The organism is Acetobacter oeni (genome assembly GCF_011516825.1).
Classification (GTDB): domain Bacteria; phylum Pseudomonadota; class Alphaproteobacteria; order Acetobacterales; family Acetobacteraceae; genus Acetobacter; species Acetobacter oeni.
Window position 1 is genome coordinate 1 of record NZ_WOTA01000050.1, and the last position, 15,451, is coordinate 15,451.

The window sequence follows — 15,451 nt, forward strand, 5'->3', positions numbered from 1 at the left end:
CAATCTGCTCAAAACGCAGACCGGAGGCCATCGCAAAAACCGTCAATCAAATCGCCAAAACCCAGAAATTACCGGCCAAGCACATCAATCAGGGGTTCTTCGATCCCTCCATCTTGTTCGTATGCCCTGGGGCATCGCGGTTGTTGAAACAAAAAACTTTCGTGGGGTCATTGTCGGAAAGCCACATGACCAACATTGGACACAAGTAATTACGTCCGGTTCAAGAAAAACAACGAAAAGGTTTTACAATCCAATTAAACAAAACAGGCGGCGTGAGTCTGCTGTGCGGCAGGTTGTAGCTGATGAAACGGTAGTTATTGGAGGTTTTGTAGTCTTTACCGGAGATGTGTTGATAGGAGACGCTCTTAGAGGGGTCGTTTGTATCGACAATACGATCATCCAATCCGTCTCGAATTACTCCGCACCGATGTTCAATTCAGGTTCTCTTGATTCCGCTTGGAAGCGATTGGTAGAAAACAACGCGCAAAACGCGGGACGGCGCGATGAGCATCTCGCTTTCGTGGTAAAAAAGTAGGATTGCATCTAGCAGTTTTCGGTTTCGTCAAGAACGACGCTGGGCTGCCGGGAGAGAGTGCGATAGACCGTCGGGCGGGAGACAGAGAACAATTCAGCAAGGTCGCTTATGGAATAACCTCCCGTATCGTACATGCGGCGCAATTCGCGTTGCTGTCGTAGAGAAAGTTTCGGTTTTTTACCGCGTAATTTGCCTTTAGCGCGAGCGACCGCCATTCCTTCACGCGTGCGTAACTTAATAAGGTCGGCCTCAAATTCTGCGAAGGTCGCTAATATATTAAAAAAGAGCTTTCCCATTGGATCGGTTGGATCATGTACTGTGGCGCCGAGCTGGAGCCTGACACCCCTTCGGGCGAGTTCCTCGCCAATAGCGCGCGCATCCGGGACTGAGCGCGCCAGGCGATCCAGTTTCGGGACAACAAGCGTGTCCCCTTCTCTTACCGCCGCGAGAGCCTGATCGAGGCCGGGGCGGGCTCTGTGAGTTCCGGTGAACCCATGGTCGGTATAGATCCGGTCCGGCTTAACCCCGAGTTTCGTCAGGGCGTTTCTCTGGGCGGTGAGATCCTGTCGGTCCGTTGAACATCGGGCATACCCGATAAGAGCGTGTTCCATGGGGCGAGTGTAACGTAAGACCTCCCTTCACTGCAAAAAATATCGGACCAGTTAAATGAGACTGAGGAGCCGAGGGTGGACCGTTCAGGGTGCTCTCTATTCCGCGTGTCCGTTGAACCATCCTCTTTCGGACACCCCCTACTTCCACCTTTTGTGGTGAACGGAAGCGTTGCGGCACTTCTTCGGTGCGACTACATTAGAGGAGTCGAAGTTGAGACTAACGAAGGAGGTTGATATGATAGCGCCGATCTCTGTTAGGCTGGATGCGCCTACAAGGAAAATTCTTGAGGACGAGGCCAAAATAATGGGTGTTGGGTTGGGGCGTCTTCTGAGGCAGATCGCCGAGGCGCGAGCGCGTGATCTGAAGAGGAAGCGCATTAGGGAGGCTAGTGCGGCAGTCGGTCGGCTCGTCGCCAGTAACCCAGATGCGGCTGCATTTTACGAGGATTGGGGAACGCCACGTGCAGAAGGCTAAGAGGAAGCCCGCCGGTCTGACCCCAGGACAGATTGTCGTTGCGGACTGGCGTGGCGACGCGCTCCCAAAGGAGCCGAACAAGCGCCGACCGGCTGTGGTTGTTGAGGAAACCGACCTGTTCGCGCCGGGTTATCCAAATGTGATTCTAGTGCCGATTACGGAAGACGAAGATCTGGCAATACCGGATTTGTCGGTCGTGATAGAGCCGACCAACGAGAACGGCTGTTCGAAGCGATGCGTTGTCGTCTCGCACCTTGTGGCGACGACTTCCAAAGCCCGCATCGAGCCAACGACATCGAGGATCACTTCCGAAGAGTTGGCGGAAGTTCGGCAGCAGATCGCCATGGCAATAGGCCTGACATAAGCCTGTGCGAGATAGCTGAAAGCTTTCAGATATCGGGTATCCCATAGATAGCCGGTAGCGTATAGATACCCGGTATCTGAAAGATGAAGTTGTTTGCGAATGTCGTGGCTAATGGAAGTTCCGTGCCTTGACCGCAACCGGTCGGCGGTCATTCTCTCCAATCTGTCCAAGTAGCGCGGTCCCGTCTTCAAGGTTTCGCACGACAACGTGCATGACATCGCCTTCGCGCTGCAGGGTGCCGTGAACGATCATCAGCGACGCCCCCATGACGATGGCCCGTTGCGCTTCGATCCGGTCTTTCCACAGGATCAGGTTGGCCACCCCGGTTTCATCCTCGATCGTGACGAACATCACGCCTTTTGCCGTGCCGGGGCGCTGACGCATCAGCACCAGTCCGGCAATCACCACACGGGTGCCGTCCCGTAATGTCGCAAGATCCTCACAGGGAATAACCTCGCTTTTCGTAAGCCCATCCCTCAAAAACGCGAGTGGGTGCGCCCTGAGAGAGAGCCCGGTTGCCAGATAGTCTTCCACAACATCCGAGCCTTCGGTCATCGGGCGCAGAAGGACCGGCGGTTCAATGACTTCCGGATCGGGACGGTTACGTCCCAGGTCCGCTGCCGCGAACAGAGGAAGCGGCTCATCCGCCAGCCCCTTGAGCTGCCAGAGCGCCGTGCGACGATCGCAGTTCAAACCAGCAAACGCATCGGCCTCGGCCAGACGTTCCAGAGCCGCGCCTGAAACATCCGCACGGCGCCAGACATCTTCAACAGTGTCGTAGAGAGGCATACGATTGGCGATCAGACGTGCAGCATCAGTGTTGGCCAGTCCTTTGACCAGGCGCAGACCGAGACGTAACGCGAGACGGGCGCTACCCGGACGTCCTTCAAGCGTGCAGTCCCAGCGCGAGTGATTCACACACACCGGTCGGACTTCAACACCATGCTCCCGCGCATCCCGCACGATCTGGGCGGGCGCGTAAAAGCCCATGGGCTGGCTGTTCAGAAGAGCGGCGCAGAAGACATCCGGATGATGGCACTTCATCCACGACGAGGCGTAGGCGATCAGCGCGAAACTCGCTGCATGACTCTCGGGAAATCCGTAGGAACCAAATCCTTCCAGGTGCCGGAAGGTGCGTTCGGCGAACTCCTGCGTGTAACCATTGGCGACCATGCCGCGCACCATCTTCTCACGAAAATCGGTGATGGAAGCGGTATGATCGCGCATCTTCATGCCGCGCCGCAGCTGATCGGCTTCTCCTGGCGTAAACCCCGCGCAGTGTATGGCGACCTGCATCGCCTGTTCCTGAAACAGCGCGACACCCAGCGTGCGGCCGAGGATCTGACGCAGGGCGGGAGAAGGACAGTCTGGCCGTTCCAGACCCTCACGGCGGCGCAGATAGGGATGCACCATGTCGCCCTGTATGGGGCCAGGACGCACGATCGCCACCTGAATCACCAGATCGTAGAAGCTGCGCGGCCGGGTGCGTGGCAGCATCGCCATCTGGGCGCGGCTTTCGATCTGGAACGTGCCGAGCGTGTCGGCACGGGCGATCATCGCGTAGGTCTGCGCGTCCTCGGGCGGGATCGTCGCCATGTCATAAGCGCGACGTCCGTGCCGCACCAGAAGATCAAAAGCGCGCTGCAGACAGCCCAGCATGCCAAGGCCGAGAACATCGACCTTCATGAAGCGCAGTTCGTCGATGTCATCCTTGTCCCAGACGATGATCTGACGATCTTCCATGGCCGCAGGCTGGATCGGCACCAGCTCGTCCAGCCGGTCATGGGTGAGGACGAAGCCGCCAGGATGTGTTCCCAGCTGACGCGGAAAGCCCAGGATCTGGCGGGCGAGATACAGCGTCAGCGACAGTCGCCGGTCACGCAGATCAAGACCGATCTCCCGCGCGCGGGTCTCGAGCTTCACTTTATCATCCAGAGCGGATGCAAGATGCTTCGACAGCAGGCCCAGCACATCGTCGGGCAGACCCAGTGCCTTGCCCACATCCCGCACGGCGCCTTTCGGCTGATAGCGCATCACGGTCGCACACAGGGCCGCCCGCTGACGGCCGTAGCGCCGGTAGATCCACTGGATGACCTCTTCACGCCGGTCGCTGTCAAAGTCCACGTCGATGTCGGGCGGTTCGCGACGCTCCACCGAGATGAACCGCTCGAAGAGCAGACCGGAGCGCACCGGATCGATGGCGGTGATCCCGAGCACGAAGCAGATGGCGCTGTTGGCGGCGGAGCCACGTCCCTGGCAGAGGATTCCGATGGCGCGCGCATGGCGGACAATGGTGTTGACCGTCAGGAAATACGGCGCATAGCCAAGCTGACCGACCAGCCTGAGTTCATGCGTGAGCTGACGCCGCACATCGTCGGGTGCGCCGGCCGGATAGCGTGAGGGCAGGGCCTCGCGCACCAGACGAACCAGCGTGTCCTGAGAGTCCTCGCCCTCGACATCGGTCTCGGATGGATACTGGTAACGCAGTTCACTGAGCGAAAACCGGCACAGAGAGGCAATCTCGCCCGAGCGGGCCAGCGCCGCTTCATGGCCCCGATAGAGCGAGGCCATTTCAGTCGGGCCGCGCAGATAGCGATCCCGCCACGGCTCACGCAGCGCGCCGAGTGCGTCCATGCTCACATTGTGCCGGATGGCGGTGAGCAGATCCTGAAGCACACTGCGGTCGGCCGCATGATAGAGCACATCGCCGGTCACGACCGTCGCGACCTTGGCCGCATGGGCCATCCGCTCCAGCGTATTTAGACGTTCCGCATCGCCTGCCCGCCAGTGACGGCTCAGGGTGAGCCATATCCCGGCACAATGGTCGCGGATCCGCGTGAGAGCATCCAGTCGTTCCTGCAGCACCGCATACGGGGCGTCCGAAGAAAGCAGCAGCAGCAGGCGGGAGGCGCGTTCGCCCGTCAAATCACTCCAGGTCAGATCGAGGCGTCCACGCTCGCCGCGCCGATGGCCAAGGGTCAGAAGGCGACACAGCTGGCCCCAGCCTGCCCGGTCCACCGGATAGGCCAGCAGAACACTGCCGTCGCACAGTTCCACACGTGTGCCGGGCAGAAGCCGGACTCCTTGGGTCTGTGCGGCTGCGTGGGCGCGGACGATGCCGGCGACCGTTCCATGGTCGGTGATACCGAGCGCCGGATAATCAAGCCGCGCCGCACGGGCGAACAGGTCTTCAGGATGGCTGGCGCCACGCAGAAACGAGAAGTTCGTGCAGGCCTGCAGTTCCACGTAGGCGGATGAGACCATGCCTCATCTCCCGTGCGGATGCCGGTGCGGCGTCGCATCGGGCTGCGGGGCTGCCGGTCTCCGGCACAGCACGAAGCCGCTGCGCTCGAGATGCTCGACCAGACGTTCGGCCACCACGCGCGCCATCAGCTCGTCGGCGTCATGCACGCGCCGTCTGCCGTCATAGCGAAGCCCATGAATCAGCGCCTCGGCGATCTCGGACGACGACGCCGGTGACAGGTCTTCCTTCGTTTCGTCTACCCCATTCATCAGAACAGTCCGTGGAGGAACCACGCGCCATCCCCTGTCCAGCTGTGCGTGCCGTCGCCCTGGCGATACAGCCAGAAGCGTTCGCCATGTTCGGTCTCGGCAATCCAGTAATCGCGGGCGGCGTGAAACTCGCTGTCCGAGAGCCACCATTCCCCCTGGATGCGCTCAGGACCGTCTGCGCCGCGCACCCGGTGCGTGCGGCCGTCCCAGACAAAGCGCTGCGGTGCGCCACTTTCGGCCTCGGCCTCGACACGTAAGGGCTTTGGCGGATCGAGCAGACGGATGGGGCGGACGAAAGAAAAGGTGGATGTTGGATCGGCCGCATCCTGTGTAACCGGGGACTGTGCCTGAGCGCGCTCGGGGATCTGGCTGGCCCGTGGCGTAAGGCAGAACACCCGTGACGCGCCGACACGGTTGCACAGGCGGTCCACCAGACAGGCGAGATCGCCATCCCCATTCTGTCCGCGCTCGAGCACGGTCTGGTCGCCCGTGGTCTGCCGCGCTTCATGGTGGGAGACGGTCAGCGTCATCACTTCGATCCCGAAACCCGGCTCGATGACGGCGATCCGTTCCTGTAGAAGGCGACGCAGATGGGCCGGCTGATCGACGGGCGACGCGGTGCCCACGCGCACCGGCTGGAGCGTGCCATCGACACGCTCGCAGACCAGATCGAGCTGCCGTGCGCCCTGACCGCGCTGGCGCAGGATCTCGGAGATCTCGTCCACCAGTTCAGCGATCACCACCGCCAGAGCCTCGGCCGTGCCGATCGGTTCCACCATCTGGCGCTGCGCGCGGATGGCCTCGAGCGGAATGACCGGACGGATAGGTTCGGGGCGGACGCCCAGCGCCTCATCCAGGCGGCGCATCAGAAGATCCCCGAAACGTCGTGTCAGAGGCGCGCGGGCCGTGCGCCGCAGATCGCCAATCCTGGTAAACCCGAGGCGGATCAGCCCCTCGCAGGTTTCGGTCGGCAGGCGCAGGGCCGCAACGGGCAGGGGATCGAGAGCGGCAGCCGTGCCGCGCGATGGAACGAGTGTGTCCCGCTTACGTCCGAAGCGCGCCAGCGCGTGCGCAGCGCCGGGCGTGTCCGCAAGGGCGAGGCGGATATGATAGCCCAGCGCTTCCAGCCGTTCACGCACGACCTCCAGCATGGCGTCCTCGCCGCCATACAGATGGGCGCAGCCGCTGGTGTCGCACCATACGCCGTCCGGTGGATCCGCTGACGTCAGGAGGCACAACCACAGGCACCATGCCGCCAACCGTTCGAGGGCCGCCTCATCTTCTTTCCGGTTGCCCTCGAATGTCGCGAGATCCGCGATCAGGCTTCGAGCATGAGCCAGCGCCATTCCGGGACGGATACCCGCCTGACGGGCTATGAGATCGGCCGCCATCACCACGGGACGTCGCCCGTCGTGCTCATGCAGCACAAGTCCCGCTCCGCGGGTCTCCTGTGGGTGGCGGCGACGCCACAGATCCGTGTGCCACAGAGGAAGCCAGATCGAGAGGATCCGTCGCATGACCGGGTAATCCGTATGTCCAGGTGAAAGGGCGTCCGTCACGGCTGCGAAGCAGCTCGATGCGCCAGTGTTCCGGACCAATCATGCTGTTCAGCGACACCGGCCGCGCAGCCCCGATCCGCCAGCGCGTTTCGCAGGCGCTGGGAGGCGGTACTGCGCCGTTCGTGGTAGGGCGGAGCAGGAAACCCGTGGTGCCGGAGCTTTCGGCCGCAAGCTGCAGGCGTCGTGATGCGGTGAGGGAGAGCGGAACACAGAGATCGCAGACCAGCGCCGCCACCCCGCGCTCGCGCAGGACGTCCTCGCAGAGCGGCAGAAGATCGCGGGTCTCGCTCTGCACACAGATCAGGCGTCCCGGCGCGAGGCCTGCGCCCTGCAGTCCGGCTGCATGCAGGTTGAGATGGTGTGCTGCAAGCCACACCACCTGACCCGGTGTCCGGGCCAGAACGTGGGCGACAAACCGCGTGGGACGGGCGAGGAGGACACGGTCACAGCCGGCTCCGAGGAACTCGTGGACGCGACCACGGCTCAAGCCTCCGCCCAGCCGGTCATCAAGAGCGGTGAATCCTGTCGGCAGATAGGCGTCCATCCCGGCAGTGACGTGATGCCGTTCTATGCGGCGGATCTCGTCGCGCAGGAGCGCGAGCGTATCGGCTGTTCTCCCGGCCATGGTGTGTCCCCGCTCAAAAACAAGAACATAAAGAGAACAAAAGGCCGCCGTGAGTCAAGAATGAACCGTCCCGGCGTGAAGAGCGAGGCTGTCCTCATGCCGGGGGAGGGAAGCGTAATCCGTGAGCACGGTGTTTAATTGTGGGCATTCAATTGAATATGATGTCAGCAGCTACAGGAATGAACGTCCGACGTCGGATCAACCTGATGCGTGGCGTGAGTAAGAAGCGATTAGTGCTGGCAGGCAACTGGTCAGAAAATAAAAGTGTTTCACGTCAGGAATTGCCCACGGATTTCGTCCGATTATGCGTGTCTATGCCCGGGTGAATCTCGTTCTTATTCTGCTGAGCATCTTCTAGTTGCGGCTTCAGCACCTTCGGCGCGATTTCTTACACTCTTGCCATTCAGGCCCTGCGTTACAGTCGAAAAGCAGGTGAAGTTTGCGACCACGATCATCGACAGCCGTACACTGCGTGGGACACTGGAGACGGGAGGCCTCGTCGGGCATGATGTGGCAACAAGAAAGAAGAGACCGATGCTGCACCAGAACTCTTCCCGCGATGGCACCATCCACCAGCCCGATCGGCGCGAAGACCGGATCATCGGCTGCCGACACAAACAACACCTTTCCCTACTACTATGATCTACATACAAAAATTCCAGTCAATGTGGCATGAAACAAACGGTAGAGCGAACGACTTCACGGTGCCCGCTAACTTTCAGCCCTCCTCCGGCCAAAGAAAAAACAATCCCACCAGCAGTGGCACAGGAGCCAGAAAAAAGCCCGACGTCGCATGCCGCGCGAAAACCGACAGAAACGCACCGCTGATACACCCCGCCCAGCCAAGTCCCGGCAAAGCCGACGCGACGGTAAACTTTGACTCCCCCCGGCCAATACCCCAAAGAAAACCAGCAATATTATCAGCAAATTTCACAATATTATTTGTTACGACAATCGTCTGCACCGACACGCCGGAAAAACGCGACAGCGCTTCGCCCTGCATCGCCATCGCCACAGCCAGCAGCAGCGTCTCCACCCGCGAACTGTCCCCGGCGGGGTGGGACCAGTGCATCATCTGGGCAGCAGCAAGCAAACCCGCCATCCAGAGCCATTCATGACGGTACGCGGGCAGCGCCCGCCGCAGCAGGCTTGCCCCCAGCGCACCGCAAAAAAACAGCCCGAGGACCGTCCCGACAGACGCTGCCCTGGATCAGTTCCCGTCGGCCAGCGAAATACCGAACGTTGTGGCATTTCCCGTCATTGCAGCCGTGAAAATGCCGCGGAGTTCCACATACCCCGCGGCATCCACATACCCGGCAATCAATCCCAGCGACAGAACACACAAAGCCGAACGGGTGAGGGAAGTCATCACACGATCAGCGGCTTGTCCTGACGCAGCTTCGACAGCGTCTCGTCGTCTAGGTTCAGGTGTTCCTTCACCATCTGACGCGGCGACAGACCCAGCCACTGATTGGCCGAGAAATCGGCAAAGTGATCGCTCTTGAACGCTTCCAGAAAAACCATTGGTTCATCGCCAATGTTCTCCAGATAATGTCCCATTCCGAGCGGCACATAGCCCACATCTCCCGCACAGTAATCGAACGTCCGCGCCTTGCCGCCGGAAGCGAAAACTGTCATACGCGCGCGGCCACGAACGAAATACTGCCACTCGTCGTTGTTCGGATGCCAGTGCAGCTCACGCATCCGTCCCGGCTCGACAACATTGATCGCGGCTGCGATGGTCGAGGCCGCCGGAAAATTGCGCGAATCCACAACCCGCACGGTCCCGCCTGCCGCTTTCGCAGGCTCCTGCTTCAGAAAGCGATGCGTATAACGGATCGGCGACGGCCCCTGCGGACATTTGATCGCATCTTCCTTCGCAACCGTCGGTTCGGTTCCGCTGAAGATCCACCGGGTCTTTTCAACATCTGTCGGCAGATTGGCGAAGGCCGATTCCGGCACGCCGAAATTCTTCGCCAGAACATGGCGCGGCGTATGAGCGAACCAGTCGCTGATCAGAAACGTCTCGTTCTCCGAGAAATTAGCATCATCAAAAACAAGCAGAAATTCGCAGCCTTCGTCGCCAAGTCCTTGAATAGAATGAGGAACTCCCGCCGGAAAGTTCCAGATATCCCCGGCCTCGACATCATCAACAAAAGGATGCCCGCTGGTATCCAGCGCCGTCACCCGCGCCTTGCCCGCAATCATGAAGCCCCACTCAGCTTCCTTGTGATAATGCAGCTCACGGTACCCGCCCGGCTTGAGCCGCATGTTCACCCCCGCCAGCGTCGTGGCGGCGGGCAGTTCGCGAATGGTAATCTCCCGCGCCCAGCCTCCGGAGCCAAGACGGTTCCGCGCGTCAGCGTAAGAAAATTTCAGATTCGGAATGGTGCCGGCATCCGTATCCGGTGACGCCAGAAGATCTGGAACCTCTCGCTCACGAGCAAGATTCCGCGGCCCCAGAATACTCGCGCCCCGCCCGTCACGAATGGGTTCGGGCGCTTCAGGTTTCGAATCAACCCATGGAAGATCACTCATTGGTCTGCCTCCTGCCTGATGAGAATTGTGACAAACTATCGCAGAACGGTGGACCTCATATTGATCCTCGTCAAAAAGGCTGCCCAAACCAAGCGCGCCAACAAGAATATAATTCAGTCCCAATCCTATATGAGGAGCGCGATTTGGACGCACGCAAATACGCCGCCTCGCGCCTGCAACTGAGCCATTTGCGACATCATGTTATAATCCACATATCGCGCATCGGCCGCTCAAACGACCTTAAACTCAGATATGAACATCATAAGTCCAATCGCGCCATTCTTTAGATCACCAGACCGGTATATCGATCTCTTTCACTTCAACGATCGCCGCAATTTCTGAATAGAGATCGACATTCTGTCCGGGTGCAGAGATCGAGATGACCAACGCATAGCGTGCCTTGTCAGCGACACGCTTTTGGCCTGGATGTGATTTCCACCATCCGCCGACCGGATAGACGGCAATCGCGTCATGACCGGCCAGATCGACGGCTCGTCCGCGCCAAAGGTCGCAATGCAGGGAACCAGCCTGAATTGCTTTCGGTCCCAGGAGCCAGCAGCTTTTTTCGCCACCCACCTCTGTTCCATCTCTGACCTGACTGGAAGATATGCGGCTACGAAATCGTGTTTTGGTTTCACTACGCTTCTTCATATCAAAGCGAAGACCAAATGAACGATACGTATCGGGCCGAGTGGCAGCTTTGCCCGTCAGGTTAGGTTCGATGAAATAGGACAATGTGACCTTCATTGTTACTATTTCGTTTTCGAGTTGTTCCAGTGCTGCTTTAGGCCAAGGCAGATCGTAAAAGTGTACCTCATTGAATACTCCGGACCGACCGTCGGTTCCTAACGCAAAAGGTTGAATTTCCGCTTGGGCAATTAGTGTAACGTCGTTTTTTGCTGATAAAATGGCGCGTTCGATATCGGGCACACCGTATCCGAATTCGCGAAGATGATGTTGTTTCAGCGCTTTAGGTCCGGTTTTCCAATGTGCACTACGACCGATGAACTTTTTTTTAATTGGCTCTGGCCAGCGTGCCGAGTCTACGGTGAGGGCGCGGTGCGTCTCTGGCCAGAGATCGGGCCGGGCCGCTTGCAATTGGCCGATAAAATGCCCTGCCATGCCAGTAGCGGCGCTCGTCGCCCAGAAGGGAACCAAAGGCTCTGTTGTCACGTCCGATCCGGTCGACAGAAGAGAAACCGATGGATCCCAGCCGCAAAAGCCAGTTGCGTCCGACATCATATTGTCGGCTTCAAACAGCACCTCCGGCTTGATAGGCGTAAGATCGTCGGGAAGTGATTGCGAACCACGACTATAAGGGCTGCGATGATTGGCCGGTACTGCCGCGTGCAATACTGGCGGTGGTATCGGTGGCTGCTCTTTCCGGGTAAAGCCTCCGATAGTAAGGACATTCCAGCTTTGGGACGGGTCTTCCAGAGGTTGAGACGCCAAAACACTCGCCGCCATGCCACCGGAGACATTTCCGGTCGCGACGACCATCAGTCGTTTGGGCAGTTCGGAAGACGGCGTGTGTCCATCCATCTCACCTGGCATGGTCCCAGATGCAATCTGATCAAGCGCACCACTCCAGGTCGACGGGCGACCGGAGGGAAAGTCAGTCGCGGAGGTTGCGATGCAAAAACTACGTAATATCTCGGGCCGCTCAATCTCGACTGCACTAACAGCACCTTGGGTGACGACGCCATAGCTCGGCGGCGTGGTAGGAGGGAAACCGTGCGGAGGCAACAGCTTCATGGATTCCACACCGTGCGTGAGTATCACTGGTTGCGCGTCGTTCATCAATGACTCGAGATCGCCATACAAAACAAGACCGGCAAGAGGCGTGCCATGACCGCCATCTGGTTGGTGATCATCGCTTCCCCAAGCGGCGTCGTAAGCCCAGGCGCCACGTAGACCTGGGACGATCAACGGATGGGCGGCGGCAATCCCGGTGTCGAGCGCACATACGACGGGGGCATCGGCGTCCGGTGGTGAAACGCGCTCGACAAACTCTGTAACCCAGTCGTGCTGACTAAGACCTTTGTCTCCGTGATCCAGAAATGGCTCAATCGTCCCCGTTGCGCACCTGATTTCACTGATTGCCCCAGGCGCCCGCAATGAAAATGTCGCAATTCTCGATGCGGTTGTATGAAAAAAGAGCACGGTAATATCGGGAAAGATCAGGCGATCAGAATGGACGTCAATATTCTCATTTCGGGCCGCATCAACTAAGAGATCGGCGACAAGAGTCGGCTGGCGAACCCACAACTCCCACCAAACAATCTCCGGTGAATCCAAGTCGACTGCACTCGTAAACAACGCCTTTGCTTCAGCTGCACGAATGTCTTCCAAAACTTCGAAACGATCGACATAAGGCCGCTGATGACCATCAGGTTCACGGCCATAGTCGGTTATCTGTCTCCGTAAAAGTGCGCGTGAGTCGTCAGCTACGAAGAGCAAAGCGCTTTCTGTACAGTCATTATTTCGTCGAGACTGGATTACTGTTACGTCTTGCGAAGGGAGTTCCAGAGACTTCGGAATTTTTATCGCCTTGGTGCGAGAGTTTTCTGCTGGCTCAAGAGTCGTGATTTCAATAACCGTACCTGATTTCATCCCGGGGATAGACAGTCGATCATCATAATCTCTCTGAGGGATTTCCCCGAGAGCTGCGGCAAGTTGCGCAAGAAGCTTCGCTGCATGCGCCGCATAGTCACGCCGTAACGGTTTACGTTCCTGACTACGGGCCGGATAGGTGTAAGCGGCGGTTTCCTGAAACGCATCGATCGTAATGTGCTGACGATCTCTCTTGTTAAAATTATCTGATCCCGCCATAAGCTCCTACTCGCTCGACTACTAACCCGTCCGCCGGCTGAGTCCGCCTAACGGCTGAATTGGCGACGGAACTTACCTTTCAATACCTGCCGGTTCTCCAGAGCATCACGTAACGCCTCTGCAGAGACCTTCGGAAGGCCCTCGAGAATTGCATCCTTTACGACTGCATCGGCTGCCCGAACCAATTCGCCCTGGCTGAGGCCTTCGACAGAAGAGCCAAGCGTGGACCATGCTTTCCTAGATAATTTATACTTTCCAAGTCGACGATCAATGACTTCATGAGCAGCAACAATATCCGGCGGAGTGTATTCAATTACTTCGTCGAAACGTCTAGCTAAAGCTTCATCAAGAATCTTGACGTGATTGGTCGCTGCGAGGACAAGGCTATCAGTGGAGTTTGGCTCCTCCATGAATGCCAGAACCGAATTCAGTACGCGGCGAATTTCACCGATATCATTTGGGTCGCCGCGGCTCGCACCAATTGCATCGAACTCATCCAGAAGATAAACTCCTCGCGTCTGCGCTATCTGATCAAACAGAAGGCGCATTTTTCCGGCGGTCTCTCCTAAGAACCGGCTAAACAGTGCTTCCAAACGAACAGTGAAAAGCGGCAGATGCAATTCGCCTGCAAGAGCAGAAGCGGTCATTGTCTTTCCCGTACCAGGCGGCCCAACAAGCAGAATATGAGTCGCTGGTATCTGACCGTGCTCGCGAAGCGTCACTCGCTCCTGCTGCTGGCGAACGATCCGTTTAAGCCTCCGGGCGATTTCATCCGAAAGCACCATTCCTGACAACGATCCCTTGGGATAGGTGCTCTCGACAAGCCCCTGCAACTCTCCCCTTGGACGAGCAAGAGGGATAGGCGTCTGGCCCATTGACAGCTTCTCACCACGACGTTGGTCGCGTGCTTTCTGAACAAGACGCTTGAATTTCTCCGCCTCATCAGGCCTGCCGAGACGCGCTTCCTGCGCCGCTACCTGCAAGGCGATCGACAAGAATTGGTCTTCGTCTCCGTCAACGTGCGAGTTGAGGAGAGCAAGAATTTGTTTCGTTGACATACACCCTCCTCACTGCGTTTGCGTTGTTACAGGGCAGGCGCCCTCAGACGGCCGCTCACCTATGCTAACTCTAGTCTGCCTGGCGGAATCTTACCAGATTGGATGTCCCAGATCTCTATCGCGATGGCCAAAAGAGCATACCCCGCCCCACCTTCGTTTTACTTCACGCCTGCGACGTGCCGTTTCGGGGGACTGAGCGTCTCATTTTCGATCGTGCCCGGCCTGCCAGGTCATGCTCTGCAGCACACTGTCACGGCGGATCAGGCCATGAAATAAGGCCGCGCCAATGTGAAGTAGTACAAGCCCGAACAGCAGGAAGGCGAGCAGGGTATGCGCTGATCGAAGCCATGCCCACAGAGCGGGATCGTGTGGCAGGATCGAAGGAAGGAGCACGGACTGCCCCCACAACGGAACCGGGTAACCACCCGCGGATAGCATGCCCCAGCCGACAAGCGGCATGGCAATCATCAGCGCATAAAGCAGGATATGCGATGCTCTGGCACCAGTTTTGATAATTGGCGGCAATTCGTCAGGCAATGGAGGTGGAGGGAAACAAAACCGGTTTGCCAGACGCACGAGGGCGAGCACAAGAACGGCAATGCCGAGTGAACGATGCAGCGTCAGTAGCCAATTGTAGTCCGGACCCACGGTCGACGCCAGGAACACGCCGATGAACAGCATGGCAAGGATCATGACCGCCATCAGCCAGTGCAGGACGCGCGACGGCAGGGAAAATGACTTCTCGCAGCTCATGATTGCTTTCCCTCCGCATCGCCCGACGCGGCTCCCGAGATGGGAGAGACAGCTGGAGCAGCCGGCTTTTCACCTGAACGTGCGGCAAATGACCGCATATAGACGGCCGAACGTGCCGACAGGACAGGGTCGCCGGACGGCGCGATGCCTTGGGGCAGAATCAGCGGATCAAATGTGATGCCGGTGCACGGACCGCCTTCCTCGCTTCCGACGGTCGTGACTGTCAGAGTTCCGGCGTCAATCTGCCTGTCATCTTCCGCCCAGCCCTGGCTCGCGTCGTCGATGACGTCACGACTGCCGGCGACCGTCACCACCAGACGCCATCGCAGGGCACGGGATTGAATGTCATCGGTCAGCCGGCGGAAAAGGTAATTTGGGTCCTCAACGTACCCGGCGGCCGGTGCAACCCCCTGCACCGGCACCATGGCCCAGCGTACGGCCGTCTTCGTGCCGTTCTCCGCGACGAACACGAAGCTGTCGACGCGGATTTCTCACACTTGAGGCAATTTCGGGTCATTTTGTAGAATTCAGTCATCCCACAGGAGCCCGATCTGGAATATTGACGATATTCTGCTTCTGGCGGCGGGT

Annotated in this window: 14 protein-coding genes and 1 pseudogene; 4 read left to right on the forward strand and 11 right to left on the reverse strand. The window is 58.6% G+C overall.

Features of this window, described 5'->3' with window-relative positions; genetic code table 11:
• On the forward strand, positions 1–535 hold a 535-nt coding region (locus tag GOB90_RS17675; protein WP_173572188.1), incomplete at its 5' end, for a nuclease-related domain-containing protein.
• An 8-nt stretch (positions 536–543) separates the two neighbouring features.
• Here GOB90_RS17675 and GOB90_RS17680 read toward each other — a convergent pair.
• Entirely contained in the window at positions 544–1,146 is a 603-nt protein-coding gene (locus GOB90_RS17680; RefSeq protein WP_146892662.1) for a recombinase family protein, read from the reverse strand.
• Between the two features lie 235 nt (positions 1,147–1,381).
• Between GOB90_RS17680 and GOB90_RS19010 the strand changes: the two genes are divergently transcribed.
• Together GOB90_RS19010 and GOB90_RS17685 are read left to right on the forward strand one after the other, a co-directional pair.
• Positions 1,382–1,621 (forward strand): hypothetical protein, encoded by a 240-nt coding sequence (locus tag GOB90_RS19010; protein ID WP_186812897.1) that lies wholly within the window; start codon positions 1,382–1,384, stop codon positions 1,619–1,621.
• The gene (locus GOB90_RS17685; RefSeq protein WP_261766039.1) at positions 1,608–1,985 is read left to right on the forward strand and encodes a type II toxin-antitoxin system PemK/MazF family toxin; all 378 of its coding nucleotides are present in this window, start codon (positions 1,608–1,610) and stop codon (positions 1,983–1,985) included. Before GOB90_RS19010 ends, GOB90_RS17685 begins: the two co-directional genes overlap by 14 nt.
• Positions 1,986–2,093: 108 nt before the next feature.
• Here the strand turns inward: GOB90_RS17685 and GOB90_RS17690 are convergent, their stop codons facing one another.
• From GOB90_RS17690 to GOB90_RS17705, 4 genes are read right to left on the reverse strand one after another with little or no spacing between them, the layout of a single operon-like run.
• On the reverse strand, positions 2,094–5,249 hold the full coding sequence (locus tag GOB90_RS17690) for an error-prone DNA polymerase (protein ID WP_146892666.1): 3,156 nt from the start codon (positions 5,247–5,249) through the stop codon (positions 2,094–2,096).
• Between the two features lie 3 nt (positions 5,250–5,252).
• Positions 5,253–5,498, reverse strand: coding sequence for a hypothetical protein (locus tag GOB90_RS17695; protein WP_146892668.1), 246 nt, complete (start codon positions 5,496–5,498; stop codon positions 5,253–5,255).
• Positions 5,498–7,015 carry a DUF6504 family protein gene (locus GOB90_RS17700; protein WP_146892670.1) on the reverse strand — a complete coding sequence of 506 codons (1,518 nt, stop codon included), beginning with the start codon at positions 7,013–7,015 and terminating at the stop codon, positions 5,498–5,500. Before GOB90_RS17700 ends, GOB90_RS17695 begins: the two co-directional genes overlap by 1 nt.
• Entirely contained in the window at positions 6,915–7,682 is a 768-nt protein-coding gene (locus GOB90_RS17705; protein WP_146892672.1) for an ImuA family protein, read from the reverse strand. The genes GOB90_RS17700 and GOB90_RS17705 overlap by 101 nt, the downstream gene beginning before the upstream one ends.
• A 396-nt stretch (positions 7,683–8,078) precedes the next feature.
• Between GOB90_RS17705 and GOB90_RS19015 the strand changes: the two genes are divergently transcribed.
• Positions 8,079–8,324, forward strand: coding sequence for a hypothetical protein (locus GOB90_RS19015; RefSeq protein WP_146892675.1), 246 nt, complete (start codon positions 8,079–8,081; stop codon positions 8,322–8,324).
• Between the two features lie 76 nt (positions 8,325–8,400).
• Here GOB90_RS19015 and GOB90_RS17710 read toward each other — a convergent pair.
• The 6 genes and pseudogenes from GOB90_RS17710 to GOB90_RS17740 all read right to left on the reverse strand — a co-directional run bounded on the left by GOB90_RS17710 (position 8,401) and on the right by GOB90_RS17740 (position 15,333).
• Positions 8,401–9,051 (reverse strand): annotated as a pseudogene (locus tag GOB90_RS17710) (YoaK family protein).
• On the reverse strand, positions 9,051–10,220 hold the full coding sequence (locus GOB90_RS17720; RefSeq protein ID WP_146892682.1) for an oxalate decarboxylase family bicupin: 1,170 nt from the start codon (positions 10,218–10,220) through the stop codon (positions 9,051–9,053). The pseudogene GOB90_RS17710 and the gene GOB90_RS17720 overlap by 1 nt, the downstream one beginning before the upstream one ends.
• Before the next feature lie 288 nt (positions 10,221–10,508).
• Positions 10,509–13,052: a S8 family peptidase gene (locus tag GOB90_RS17725; RefSeq protein WP_146892684.1), complete on the reverse strand. Its 2,544-nt coding sequence runs from the start codon at positions 13,050–13,052 to the stop codon at positions 10,509–10,511.
• A 47-nt stretch (positions 13,053–13,099) separates the two neighbouring features.
• The gene (locus GOB90_RS17730; RefSeq protein ID WP_146892687.1) at positions 13,100–14,110 is read right to left on the reverse strand and encodes an AAA family ATPase; all 1,011 of its coding nucleotides are present in this window, start codon (positions 14,108–14,110) and stop codon (positions 13,100–13,102) included.
• A 201-nt stretch (positions 14,111–14,311) separates the two neighbouring features.
• Positions 14,312–14,863, reverse strand: coding sequence for a cytochrome b (locus GOB90_RS17735; RefSeq protein WP_146892689.1), 552 nt, complete (start codon positions 14,861–14,863; stop codon positions 14,312–14,314).
• Positions 14,860–15,333 carry a catalase family protein gene (locus GOB90_RS17740; RefSeq protein WP_173572189.1) on the reverse strand — a complete coding sequence of 158 codons (474 nt, stop codon included), beginning with the start codon at positions 15,331–15,333 and terminating at the stop codon, positions 14,860–14,862. Before GOB90_RS17740 ends, GOB90_RS17735 begins: the two co-directional genes overlap by 4 nt.
• Between the last annotated feature and the right edge of the window lie 118 nt (positions 15,334–15,451).

Bases quoted from the DNA above. Each gene is read 5' to 3' on its own strand.
- GOB90_RS17725 (WP_146892684.1), bottom strand. From the start codon at position 13,052: ATGGCGGGATCAGATAATTTTAACAAGAGAGATCGTCAGCACATTACG.
- GOB90_RS17735 (WP_146892689.1), bottom strand. From the start codon at position 14,863: ATGAGCTGCGAGAAGTCATTTTCCCTGCCGTCGCGCGTCCTGCACTGG.
- GOB90_RS17700 (WP_146892670.1), bottom strand. From the start codon at position 7,015: ATGCGACGGATCCTCTCGATCTGGCTTCCTCTGTGGCACACGGATCTG.
- GOB90_RS19010 (WP_186812897.1), top strand. From the start codon at position 1,382: ATGATAGCGCCGATCTCTGTTAGGCTGGATGCGCCTACAAGGAAAATT.
- GOB90_RS17690 (WP_146892666.1), bottom strand. From the start codon at position 5,249: ATGGTCTCATCCGCCTACGTGGAACTGCAGGCCTGCACGAACTTCTCG.
- GOB90_RS17680 (WP_146892662.1), bottom strand. From the start codon at position 1,146: ATGGAACACGCTCTTATCGGGTATGCCCGATGTTCAACGGACCGACAG.
- GOB90_RS17705 (WP_146892672.1), bottom strand. From the start codon at position 7,682: ATGGCCGGGAGAACAGCCGATACGCTCGCGCTCCTGCGCGACGAGATC.
- GOB90_RS17730 (WP_146892687.1), bottom strand. From the start codon at position 14,110: ATGTCAACGAAACAAATTCTTGCTCTCCTCAACTCGCACGTTGACGGA.
- GOB90_RS17720 (WP_146892682.1), bottom strand. From the start codon at position 10,220: ATGAGTGATCTTCCATGGGTTGATTCGAAACCTGAAGCGCCCGAACCC.
- GOB90_RS17695 (WP_146892668.1), bottom strand. From the start codon at position 5,498: ATGAATGGGGTAGACGAAACGAAGGAAGACCTGTCACCGGCGTCGTCG.